The sequence below is a fragment of the Mycolicibacter nonchromogenicus genome, assembly GCF_002101775.1.
Lineage (GTDB): Bacteria > Actinomycetota > Actinomycetes > Mycobacteriales > Mycobacteriaceae > Mycobacterium > Mycobacterium nonchromogenicum.
The window spans coordinates 45,159-56,907 of record NZ_LQPI01000085.1 but is presented as its reverse complement, the minus strand read 5'-3'; the positions used below and the strand labels follow the sequence as shown (position 1 = coordinate 56,907).

Annotated in this window: 9 protein-coding genes and 1 riboswitch; of the genes, 8 read left to right on the top strand and 1 reads right to left on the bottom strand. The window is 67.4% G+C overall.

Annotation, left to right across the window (positions count from 1 at the left end):
• Positions 1-269: 269 nt before the first annotated feature.
• Positions 270-455: riboswitch (M-box (ykoK) riboswitch) on the top strand.
• Between the two features lie 429 nt (positions 456-884).
• From AWC18_RS19885 to AWC18_RS19855, 7 genes are all read left to right on the top strand, one after another.
• Entirely contained in the window at positions 885-2,078 is a 1,194-nt protein-coding gene (locus AWC18_RS19885; protein WP_085139853.1) for a PPE family protein, read from the top strand.
• Between the two features lie 20 nt (positions 2,079-2,098).
• A complete protein-coding gene (locus AWC18_RS19880) occupies positions 2,099-2,809 on the top strand; it encodes an MgtC/SapB family protein (RefSeq protein ID WP_064996343.1) in 711 nt (236 codons plus the stop codon).
• A gap of 43 nt (positions 2,810-2,852) precedes the next feature.
• Positions 2,853-3,776, top strand: a complete 924-nt coding sequence (locus AWC18_RS19875; protein WP_064996371.1) for a sterol desaturase family protein — start codon at positions 2,853-2,855, stop codon at positions 3,774-3,776.
• 120 nt (positions 3,777-3,896) lie between these two features.
• Positions 3,897-4,466, top strand: coding sequence for a LysM peptidoglycan-binding domain-containing protein (locus AWC18_RS19870; RefSeq protein WP_109551965.1), 570 nt, complete (start codon positions 3,897-3,899; stop codon positions 4,464-4,466).
• Positions 4,467-4,558: 92 nt separating this feature from the next.
• Positions 4,559-5,212, top strand: a complete 654-nt coding sequence (locus AWC18_RS19865) for an Rv1815 family serine proteinase (RefSeq protein WP_474628128.1) — start codon at positions 4,559-4,561, stop codon at positions 5,210-5,212.
• Positions 5,209-5,712 carry a VOC family protein gene (locus tag AWC18_RS19860; RefSeq protein ID WP_085139852.1) on the top strand — a complete coding sequence of 168 codons (504 nt, stop codon included), beginning with the start codon at positions 5,209-5,211 and terminating at the stop codon, positions 5,710-5,712. The genes AWC18_RS19865 and AWC18_RS19860 overlap by 4 nt, the downstream gene beginning before the upstream one ends.
• The gene (locus AWC18_RS19855; RefSeq protein WP_085139851.1) at positions 5,709-7,160 is read left to right on the top strand and encodes an FAD-binding protein; all 1,452 of its coding nucleotides are present in this window, start codon (positions 5,709-5,711) and stop codon (positions 7,158-7,160) included. Before AWC18_RS19860 ends, AWC18_RS19855 begins: the two co-directional genes overlap by 4 nt.
• A gap of 111 nt (positions 7,161-7,271) precedes the next feature.
• On the opposite strand, the gene AWC18_RS19850 is transcribed toward AWC18_RS19855, so the two are convergent.
• Entirely contained in the window at positions 7,272-9,206 is a 1,935-nt protein-coding gene (locus tag AWC18_RS19850; protein WP_085139850.1) for an ABC transporter ATP-binding protein/permease, read from the bottom strand.
• Between the two features lie 185 nt (positions 9,207-9,391).
• Here AWC18_RS19850 and secA2 point away from each other — a divergent pair, with 185 nt between their 5' ends.
• Positions 9,392-11,743, top strand: a complete 2,352-nt coding sequence (secA2, locus tag AWC18_RS19845; protein WP_109560154.1) for an accessory Sec system translocase SecA2 — start codon at positions 9,392-9,394, stop codon at positions 11,741-11,743.
• Positions 11,744-11,749 lie beyond the last annotated feature (6 nt).

The following is an 11,749-nucleotide window of genomic DNA, read 5'->3' as shown; positions in this document are numbered from 1 at the left end:
CTCACGGTCAGAAGGTGCAGTCGGCCGGCCACAACATGGCCAACACCGACGCGTCGGTCGGATCCAGCTGGGCCTGAGCGCCCCGTTTTTCGAGAGCGCGGCGGCACACCTGACCCGGGTGTGCCGCCGCGTTCTGTATTTCGGGTAACAGTCGAACTCGCTTGACGGCAGCCGCTTTCGGCCCCGGTGGGTGAAAATCGGCACGAGAACGCCCGCGGCCCCGGCGGTTCGGATTGACCCTGCCACCGCGCTGGTGCACTATGGTTACGCAAGCACCTCGTTAGGTGAGGCGTCTGCATGGATACAGGCCACTGACCCCGAACGTCGAAAGACGCCCCGGGTCAGGACAGCTCCTCCCGGATTAAGGGTTGAGCCCAAGTGGCTTCCGGGTTTGCACATATGCGCAGGCCAGGACACGCCGTGCAGTGCCGAAGCTCTGACGAGTGGGGTGCGGGATTCCGGTTGTCACCGGGTTACCTCACCTCGTCGTGCATACGTGCAGGCACCCGCGTGTGCCCAGGCCGAGAGGAGGTGAGAGCGACATTGAGTCCGAGTGATAGTTCCTATCCGAGATCGATGTTCGTCTCCTTCGATCTCGGTACTGCTCTCACCATCTGATTCGCACCGACGCTGAACTCGTCGACTGGCGTGCCCGGAAGCGGCAGGCGCCAGGCTTCGGCATGCCTTGAAATCGGTTGGCGGCTCGGCGATTCCGTCGAGCGTGCGATCGACTCGGCATGGCTCGCGCCGGAATGTCGCCACGACCGCTGTCCCGATCTCTCCTGCCGTACGGAATACGGCTGCAACGCATTTCGGGCACTGCCCCCGCCTGCACACCCAGACACGTCAGTCGTCACCGAGAAACCATCCAAAGGAGCACCGCCATGGACTTCGGAGCCTTTCCCCCGGAAATCAACTCAGCACGTATCTACGCCGGCCCCGGCTCGGGCCCGATGATGGCCGCCGCCGCGGCCTGGGACAAGATGGCCGCCGAACTCAGCTCGGCCGAGGCCGCCTACCAGGCCGTCATCAACGGACTCGTCGGCGAAGGCTGGATGGGGCCGGCATCCAACGCGATGGCCGCCGCGGTGGCGCCCTATGTGGCCTGGATGGGCACCACCGCCGCCCAGGTGGAGCAGGCCGCGATGCAGGCCCGGGCGGCGGCCGCGGCGTTCGACGCGGTCTATGCGATGACGGTCGCGCCGCCGCTGATCGCGGCCAACCGAGCTCAGCTCGCAACGTTGGTGGCCACCAACATCTTCGGACAGAACGCGGCGGCGATCGCGGCGACCGAGGCGCAGTACGCCCAGATGTGGGCCCAGGACGCCGCCGCGATGTATGCCTACGCCGCGTCGTCCGCGGCCGCGACCAAGGTCACCCCGTTCACCGCACCGCGTGAGGTCGTCGACCCGGCGGGCCAGGGTGCGCAGCAGGCGGCGGTGTCCCAGGCCGCCGGTACGGCCGCCACGTCGAATGCACAGTCGGCAGCCTCGCAGGCGTTGACCAATACGCCCCAGGCGCTGCAGGCTCTCGCGACGCCGGTCCAATCAGCGTCGACCGCTGCCGAGGGGATCAGCACGGGCGACGTGACCAACGGGTTGACCAACCTGATGAGCAGCTCGTTCAGCCCGATGGGTGTGCAGGCGGTATCCAGCTTCGCCGCCGACATGGCGGTGCTGCGCGGTGCTGCCATCGCCGCCGGGGACCCGCTCGGGCTGGGCGCGATCGACCCGTTCACGCCGATGATCGGCGGGATGAGCGGGCTGGGCAACGGTCTGCAGGGCCTGGGCGCCGGGATCGGTGGGGTGGGCACCGCCTCGGCCAGCATGGGTCAGGCCGCGTCGGTCGGGTCCATGTCGGTGCCGCAGGCGTGGGCCGCCGCCGTTCCGGCCACCGGCGTGCCGGGCAGCTCGGTGGCCGCCACCGGTTGGACCGTCGCGGCGCACGCACCGGAGGCGGGTGCGGCCGGCGCGCCCGGGGTGCCGCTGGTGGGCGGGCAGGGCCGCAACTACGGTTTCGCCGCCCCCCGGTACGGCTTCAAGCCCACGGTGATGGCTCGGCCGGTGGTCGCCGGCTAGTCATATGTCATCGTTGAGCCATGCAGACGCTGAGCGTCGCCGAGTTCACCGTGCGGCTGGCTGTCGGGCTGGGCTGCGGGGCACTGATCGGGCTGGAGCGACAGTGGCGTGCGCGCATGGCGGGGCTGCGGACCAACGCGCTCGTCGCCGCCGGTGCGACGCTGTTCGTGCTGTACGCCGTCACCGTGGAACCCAACTCCACCCGCGTCGCCTCGTACGTGGTGTCGGGCGTGGGCTTTCTCGGCGGTGGGGTGATCCTGCGCGAGGGGTTCAACGTCCGTGGCCTCAACACCGCGGCCACCCTGTGGTGCTCGGCCGCCGTCGGTGTACTGGCGGCGGCCGGTGACCCGGTGTTCGCACTGATCGGGACCGGCGCGGTCGTCGCCACCCATCTGCTGTTGCGGCCGCTTGGTCGATTCATCGACCGTGATCAGCACGTGGAGGAGGACGAACCGCAGTCGCCGTATGAGGTGCAGGTGATCTGCCGGCCGAAGTCCGAAAAGTACCTGCGCGCCCAGATCGTGCAGCACACCGCCAACAACGACCTGATCCTGCGCGGGATCCACACGGTTCGCGCCGGCGAGGACAACATCGCGCTCACCGCGTCGATGTTGTCGGACGGTCGAGCGCCGGAACGGCTGGAGCGACTGGTGGCCGAGCTGTCGCTGCAACCCGGCGTCTACGCCGTCCAGTGGCACGCCGAGGATCAGTCGTCGCTGTCGGCGGACTGATTCCTGGGCGCATCGCTAGGCTGATGGTCCGGAGGTGACGACGGTGGATGCGATAGCGGGTGTCTGGTCGGCATTGCCGGGGCCGATGCGCGACCCGGTGATCTTCGCGGTGCCCTTTTTCCTGCTGCTGCTGAGCTTGGAGTGGTTCGCCGCACGCAAACTCGAACAGTACGACGCAGAGCAGGTGCCCGTCGGCGCCTACCGCACCCCGGACGCCTGGGCGAGCATCTCGATGGGCCTGGTGTCCATGGCCACCACCGCCGGCTGGAAATTCATCGCACTGCTCGGCTACGCGGCGATCTATACCTATGTGGCGCCGTGGCACCTGTCGCCGTCGCGCTGGTACACCTGGGTGATCGCACTGGTCGGGGTGGACCTGCTCTACTACGCCTACCACCGCATTGCCCACCGGATCCGATTGTTCTGGGCGACCCACCAAGCGCACCACTCCAGCCGGTACTTCAACTTCGCCACCGCACTGCGCCAGAAGTGGAACAACAGTGGCGAGATCTTGATGTGGACTCCCTTGCCGCTGCTGGGAATTCCACCGTGGATGGTGTTCGCCAGCTTCTCGGTGAGCCTGGTCTATCAGTTCTGGGTGCATACCGAACGGATCGACAAACTGCCGCGGGCGATCGAATTCCTGTTCAACACCCCGTCACATCACCGGGTGCACCACGGCATGGACCCGGAGTACCTGGACAAGAACTACGGCGGCATCCTCATCATCTGGGACCGGATGTTCGGCAGCTTCGCTCCCGAACGGTTCCGCCCGCACTACGGGCTGACCAAGCCGGTCGACACCTTCAACATCCTGACCCTGCAGTTTCACGAGTACGCCTCGATCATCGCCGACGTACGCCGTGCGACTCGGTGGCGCGACCGGCTGGGCTACATCTTCGGCCCGCCCGGCTGGCAGCCCGCGGCCCCGGCCGCCGCCGTCGCCCAGCAACCGAGATTGCCCTGACGTAATGCGGGGTGCACCGGCGGCCGTTCGCCTAGGCTGACTTACGTCGCAACGAAGCGACAACGCCCGGTGACTCCGGTCGCGGCGCGTCGAGGAAAAGGGGACAACATGGCACAGAGCTTGGGGGACACCCTCACTGCAGGCAAGAAGCTCGTCAAGGGGGAGTCGCTGACCTCCAACAACGGGGCCTACACCCTGACGCTGCAGGACGACGGCAACCTGGTGTTGGCGGCGCGCGGCAAGGCGATCTGGGCATCGGGCACCAACGGCAACGACGTGGTGCGCGCCGAGGTGCAGACCGACGGAAACTTTGTGCTGTACACCGCCGACAAGCCGATCTGGCACACCGACACCAAGGGCAAGAAGGACGTCAAGCTGGTTCTGCAGGACGACCGCAACCTGGTGCTCTACGCGGCCGACGGCGCGGCCTGGTCCACCAAGACCGAGACCGACGCTCCGCCGCCGGAGGAGCCCAAGGCCGAAGAGGCGCCGGCTCCCGTGGAGGAGGCCGCACCCGAGGCACCGGCCGCACCTGCGGCGCGCACCTACACCGTCGTCGCCGGTGACACCCTGTGGGCCATCGCCGAGCGGTTCTACGGTGACGGCAGCAAGTACCCGCAGATCGCGGAGGCCAGCGGTATCGCCAACCCCGATCTCATCCACCCCGGTCAGGAGCTGACGATCCCCTGATCGCCGCGCTGCGCAACGCTGGCTTGACCCGGCCGGAGCGAAACCGGCCCCGAAACGATAGGAGTCGACGGTTGCGCAGGCGCGTTGCGCGGGTGCTGGCAGTGCTGCTGGGGATCGGTGCGACAGTCGCCGGGCCGACGGTCTTTCCGGCCCGAGCCGACGGTGTGCTGGTGTACCCGGGTATGGAGATCCGCCAGGACACCCACGTCTGCACCCTCGGTTACGTCGACCCGGTGTTGCGGGTGGCGTTCACCGCCGGCCATTGCCGGGGGAGCGGAACCGTCACCGATCGCGGTGGGGCGGTGATCGGCCGGCTGGCGACCTTTCGCGACAACACACCCAATGGTTCGACCGTCAACACCGACCAGGTGATCGCCGACTACGAATCGATCGTGCTGGCCGATGACGTCGAGGTCAACGATGTCCTGCCGGGCGGTCTGCAGCTACAGGCCGGCCCGGATGACTGGCTGATGCCCGGTGATGCGGTCTGCCACTACGGCATCGTCACCGGAGAGACCTGCGGCACCATCGAACGTGTCAACAACGGCTGGTTCACCATGACGAAGAGCATTCGCAGTCAGCAGGGTGACTCCGGCGGCCCGGTGTATGCGATCCGCGACGGCGGCCCGGCCCGAATCGTCGGGCTGTTCAACAGTGTCTGGGGCGAGTTCCCGGCTGCGGTGTCGTGGTCGGCGATCTCGCAGCAGGTCCAAGAAGACGTCGGCGTTCCGGCCCCGTTGCCGTGACGCCGCCACCACGGCCACCCGTCCAGATCGCCTGGGTCACCGACGATCTCGATGCAGGCGCATCGATGCTGACCGCGTTGCTCGGGGTGCGCAGATGGGTCCGTATGCCCGGGGTGCACTTCGCTCCGGACACCTGCAGCTATCTGGGCGAGCCGGCTGATTTCGTCGCCGACATCGCGCTGAGCTACGTCGGCGAGATGCAACTGGAGCTGATCGCACCGGTGCGCGGGCACAGCCTCTACGATGACTTCCTGCGTGCCCACGGCCCGGGCCTGCACCATGTCTGCATCGAGGCCGAGGACCCCGAAAACTTCGACGTTATGCTGAACGACGCCGCCGAGCAGGGCGCCGCCGTGGTTGCCCGGGGCGTGATGCCCGGCGGCATGCAATTCGCGTACGTCTCGGCTGAAGAGTCCGGCATCCCCTACCTGGAGATCGCCTACGTCCCGGCCGAGATCCGTGCGGTCTTCGACTACATCAAACAGGAGCAGCGGCAATGAGCACCCAGATCCCGGACACCACCAGTGCCGAAGCTGTTTCGGAGTGGTCCGACGACGTCGACGTCGTGGTGATCGGCTTCGGCATCGGCGGCGGCTGCGCGGCGGTCACCGCGGCAGCGGCCGGAGCCCGGGTTCTGGTGCTGGAGCGCGCGGCCGAGGCCGGCGGCACCACCGCCATGGCAGGCGGCCACTTCTACCTCGGCGGCGGTACCGCGGTCCAGGAGGCCACCGGCCACACCGACAGCGCGGACGAGATGTACAAGTACCTCGTCGCGGTGTCGCGTGAACCCGAACACGACAAGATCCGGGCCTATTGCGACGGCAGCGTCGAGCACTTCAACTGGCTCGAGGACCTGGGTATCAAGTTCGAGCGCAGCTACTACCCGGAGAAGGCGGTGATCCAGCCCAACACCGAGGGGCTGATGTTCACCGGCAACGAGAAGGTGTGGCCGTTTCTCAACGAGGCCGTTCCGGCGCCGCGCGGGCACAAGGTTCCGGTGCCCGGTGACACCCAGGGCGCCAAGATGGCGATCGACCTGCTGCTGAAGCGGGCCGACAGCCTCGGCGTGACGATCCGCTACGAGACCGGCGCCACCGGTCTGGTCACCGATGCCTCCGGCGCCGTCGTGGGAGTCACGTGGAAGCACTTCACCGAAAGCGGTGTCATCAAAGCGAAGTCGGTGGTGATCGCCGCCGGTGGCTTCGTGATGAATCCGGAGATGGTCGCCCAGTACACGCCGAAGCTGGCGGAGAAGCCGTTCGTGCTGGGCAACACCTATGACGACGGCCTGGGTATCCGGATGGGGATGTCGGTGGGCGCCGCCACCAAGCACATGGACCAGATCTTCATCACCGCCCCGGTCTATCCGCCCTCGATCCTGCTCACCGGGATCATCGTCAACAAAGAGGGCAAGCGTTTCGTCGCCGAGGACTCCTATCACTCGCGTACGTCGGGGTTCGTCATGGACCAGCCCGACAGCGCGGCGTTCCTGATCGTGGACGAGGCGCACATGCGCAAGCCGCAGGTGCCCTTGGTGCCGCTGATCGACGGATGGGAGACCGTGCCGGAAATGGAGGCGGCACTGGGTATTCCGGAAGGAAACCTGGTGGCCACCCTGGACCGCTACAACACCTACGCGGCGCAGGGCCAGGACCCGGACTTTCACAAGCAGCCGCCGTTCTTGGCTCCGCAGGACACCGGACCGTGGGGCGCGTTCGACCTGTCGCTGGGTAAGGCCGTCTACGCCGGCTTCACTATCGGCGGGCTGGCGACCTCGGTGGACGGCGAGGTGTTGCGCAGCGATGGCCGGCCGATCCCGGGCCTGTATGCCGCCGGTGCCTGTGCGGCCAACATCGCCCAGGACGGCAAGGGCTACGCCAGCGGAACCCAATTGGGCGAGGGGTCGTTCTTCGGCCGGCGCGCCGGGGCGCACGCGGCAACGCGCTGACGCCCTGGCTCGCTGACACCCGTCGGCGCGACTAACCCCGCGCGAGCAGACGCGAAAGCACCCTTTCTGAGCAGATTTTGGGGGCTTTCGCGTCTGCTCGCGGTAAAGAAGCTAGACCGCGGCGAGGTCCCAGCGGCCCTGGCCGAGCAGCTCCAGCACGTGCTTGTGGTGCTGGCGAACCGTGTGCCGGTGGCTCACGCTGACCACGATGGTGTCGGGCAGCTCGGAACGCAGCAACCGATACAGGGACAGCTCCAGTCCCTCGTCGAGCGCCGACGTCGACTCGTCGAGGAACGCTGCCTTGGGCCGGGTCAACAGCAGCCGGGCGAACGCCACCCGCTGCTGCTCACCGGGGGAGAGCACCTTGGCCCAGTCCTCGACCTCATCGAGCCGGTCGACGAGGTTGGGCAGTGACACCTTGACCAGCGCCTCGCTGATCTCGGCGTCGGTGACCTCGCCGGACGCCAGGGGGTAGGACACCACGGTGCGCAGATCGCCCAGCGGGATGTAGGGCAGCTGCGAGATGAACATCGTGGCGTTGACCGCGTCGGGACGCCGCAGGGTTCCCGACGCGTACGGCCACAACTGGGCCAGGCTGCGCAGCAGGGTGGTCTTGCCGCTGCCCGACGGTCCGGCGATCATCAGCGCGTCACCGATGCCCAGGTGCAGGTCGAGCGCTTCGATCAGCGGGACACCATCAGGGGTGCGCACCTCGACGCCCTCGAGGGCCACCGTGCCGTCCGGGCTGGGCTTGACGAGCAGTTCGGGAAGATCGCGGGCCTCCCGGTTGGCCTCCACCAGGCCGTGCAGACGAATGATGGAGGCACGGTAACCGGCGAAGTTGTCGTAGGCGTTGCGGAAGAACGACAGGGAGTCCGAGATGTTGCCGAACGCCGTCGCCGTCTGCGCCACGCCGCCGAACATGATCTGCCCGGAGAACAGCCGCGGCGCCTGAATCACCCAGGGCAGCGGCACGATCGCCTGGCTCACCGACAGGTTCCAGCCGGCGAACCCGATGGTCCGGTTCACGAACTTCAGATAGTTGTCGATGATCGCGCGGAACCGCGTCCGCAGCTGGACCCGCTCGGCCAGCTCGCCACGGTAGAACGCCACCGACTCAGCGGCGTCGCGCACCCGCACCAGCGCATACCGGAAGGCGGCGTTGGTGAGCTCATTGCGGAAGTTCAGCCGGATCAGGGGCCGGCCGATCCAGAACGCGACGACGGTCGCGATCGTCACGTACAGCAGGACGATCAAAAACATCGCGCGCGGAATGTCGAACCCGAGCACCGTCAGCGTGCCCGAGAGGTTCCACAGGATGGCGGTGAACGACACCACCGTGACCATGGACTGCACCGCGCCGAACAACAGGGTGCTGCCGGTGCCGTTGGCCGGTGCGTTGACGTTGGCGCCGTTGCCGGCGGTGAAGATGTCGATGTCCTGCTGAATACGCTGGTCGGGGTTGTCGATAGCTCCCTCGACGGCTTCGCCGACGGCGGGGTCCAGCGGCGTCTTGACGAAGTGCGCCCGGTAGTAGGCCCGCCCGCCCAGCCAGTCGCCGGTCAGTCGCTCGGTGAGCCAGATGCGCCAGTTCACCATGAAGTGCTGGGTCAGGTAGATGTCGAGCATCACCCGCGCCACGTGCAGCACGGCCATCAGGCTGAAGATGCCGATCGACATCCAGAAGCCGTGCACGCCAGAGGCTTTGATGGCCTCGTCGCCCCCGGCGGCACCCTGGAAGGCGGTCTGCAGCGACGAGTACATGTCGTTGCCCTGGAAGCTGAACAACACGTTGAGCCGCACCGCGGTGATCACCGACAGCAGCAGCACGGCCAGCATCACCCAGACCCGGACGCTGTCGCGCCCGGTGAAGTAGGCGCCGCTGATCTCCCAGAACTGGCGTCCCCAGCGCGTGCTGAACCGCAGCACCGCCGCCACGGCCAGCACGCTGACGGCGCTGATGGTCCAGGCCAGCGCGATCCACACCAGAGATTCGGGCAGCGCGTGCGCCCAATCAATGGATGGACTGAACAGCTTCGAGTCCACTGTCGATGTCTCCTTGCCGTCCGTGTCGCCGCAAGCGCGTCGCGGCCGGTTGTCCGAATCGAGAAATCCCGTGCGAAACCTACCGCAGCAGTGCGGCGTCGCGCCGGATAAGCATCGCCCGGCAACCCCGCCGAGGTGACGGTGCCCCCAGCTTGCTACTGCTGGCGACCGCGTACCGTTGTGCTGTGGCTAACACCTCCAAAACTGTCTCCGGAACGCGAACCAAGTCAGGTCGGCTCAGCGGAAAATTCTGGAAACTGCTGGGCGCCAGTACCGAGAAGAACCAGAGTCGGTCGATGGCCGAGGTCACGGCGGCCGGCGAGTACGCCAAGAAGGCGGCGGGGCTCGACGACGAGCAGCTGCGCAAAGCTGCGCAACTGCTCAACCTCAAGGAGCTGGCCGACGCCTCGGACATCCCGCAGTTCTTGGCGATCGCCCGCGAGGCGGCCGAGCGCAGCATCGGGCAACGCCCGTTCGACGTTCAGCTGCAGGGCGCACTGCGGATGCTGGCCGGCGATGTCGTCGAGATGGCCACCGGCGAAGGCAAGACGCTCTCCGGTGCGATCGCCGCCGCCGGATATGCCATCGGCGGACGGCACGTGCATGTGGTCACCATCAACGACTACCTCGCGCGACGCGACGCCGAATGGATGGGTCCGCTGCTGGAGGCCCTCGGGGTCACCGTCGGTTGGATCACCGAAGACTCCACCGCGGCCGAGCGCCGCGCGGCCTACCAGTGCGACGTCACCTACGCGTCGATCAACGAGATCGGGTTCGACGTGCTGCGCGACCAGCTGGTCACCGATGTCGAGGATCTGGTCTCGCCCAACCCCGACGTGGCGCTGATCGACGAGGCCGACTCGGTGCTGGTCGACGAGGCGCTGGTGCCGCTGGTCCTGGCCGGCACCACCCATCGGGAGACGCCCCGGATGGAGATCGTCAAGCTGGTCGGACGGCTCAAGCCCGGCGTCGACTACGACTCCGACGAGGACCGGCGCAACATCCACCTCACCGAAGTGGGGGCGAAGAAGGTCGAGAAGGCACTCGGCGGCATCGACCTGTACTCCGAGGAGCACGTGGTCTCCACCCTGACCGAGGTCAACGTCGCCCTGCACGCTCACGTGCTGCTGCAGCGCGACGTGCACTACATCGTCCGCGACGGCAAGGTGCAGTTGATCAACGCCTCGCGCGGGCGGATCGCAGCCCTGCAGCGCTGGCCGGACGGCCTGCAGGCCGCGGTCGAGGCCAAGGAGGGCATCGAGACGACCGAAACCGGCGAGGTGCTCGACACCATCACGGTGCAGGCCCTGGTCAATCGGTACCCGACCGTGTGCGGCATGACCGGTACCGCGTTGGCGGCCGGTGAGCAGCTGCGCCAGTTCTATCAGCTGGGTGTCTCGCCGATCCCGCCGAACATGCCCAACATCCGCGAAGACGAGGCGGATCGGGTCTACATCACCGCCGCGGCCAAAAACGACGCGATCGTCGCCCACATCGTCGAGGTGCACGCCACCGGACAGCCGGTGCTGGTGGGCACCCACGACGTCGCCGAGTCCGAGGAACTATACGAGCGGCTGCGCAAGCGCGGTGTCCCGGCGGTGGTCCTCAACGCCAAGAACGACGCCGAAGAGGCCGAGGTGATCGCCGAGGCCGGCAAGCTCGGGGCGGTCACGGTGTCCACCCAGATGGCCGGCCGTGGCACCGACATCCGGCTGGGCGGTTCCGAAGAGGCCGACCACGACGCGATCGTCGAGCTGGGCGGGCTGCATGTGATCGGCACCGGTCGCCAGCACACGCAGCGCCTGGACAACCAGTTGCGGGGCCGCGCCGGACGTCAGGGCGACCCGGGATCGTCGGTGTTCTTCTCCAGCTGGGAGGACGACGTCGCCGCGACCAACCTGGAGCCCGGCAAGCTGCCGACCGAGACCGACGACGACGGGCGGATCCTGAGCCCCAAGGCCTCCAGTCTGCTCGACCACGCGCAGCGCATCGCAGAGGGCAAGCTGCTCGACATCCACGCCAACACCTGGCGGTACAACCAGCTGATCGCCCAGCAGCGCGCCATCATCGTGGAGCGGCGCAACACGCTGCTGTCCACTCCGGCGGCTCGCGAGGAGCTGGCCGAGCTCACCCCGAAGCGCTACAAGGAGTTGAAGGAGCAGCTGGGTGAGGACGGTGAAGCCAAGCTGGAGAAGATCTGCCGGCTGATCATGCTCTATCACCTCGACCGCGGCTGGGCCGACCACCTGGCCTACCTGGCCGACATCCGGGAGAGCATCCACCTGCGTGCCCTGGGCCGGCAGAATCCGCTCGACGAGTTCCACCGGTTGGCGCTGGACGCGTTCGCCTCCCTGGCCGCCGACGCCATCGAGGCATCCCAACAGACGCTGGAGACCTCGGATTCGATCGAATCCGAGCCCGGTATCGACCTGTCGAAGCTGGCCCGGCCCACCTCGACGTGGACCTACATGGTTCGGGACAACCCGCTGAGCGACGACAGCATGGACGCGCTGAGCCTGCCCGGCATCTTCCGCTAGGGGATC

What these genes read in the sequence shown, in the direction of transcription:
- AWC18_RS19855 (WP_085139851.1), top strand. Translation starts at nt 5,709, where the DNA reads ATGAGCACCCAGATCCCGGACACCACCAGTGCCGAAGCTGTTTCGGAG.
- AWC18_RS19880 (WP_064996343.1), top strand. Translation starts at nt 2,099, where the DNA reads ATGCAGACGCTGAGCGTCGCCGAGTTCACCGTGCGGCTGGCTGTCGGG.
- AWC18_RS19885 (WP_085139853.1), top strand. Translation starts at nt 885, where the DNA reads ATGGACTTCGGAGCCTTTCCCCCGGAAATCAACTCAGCACGTATCTAC.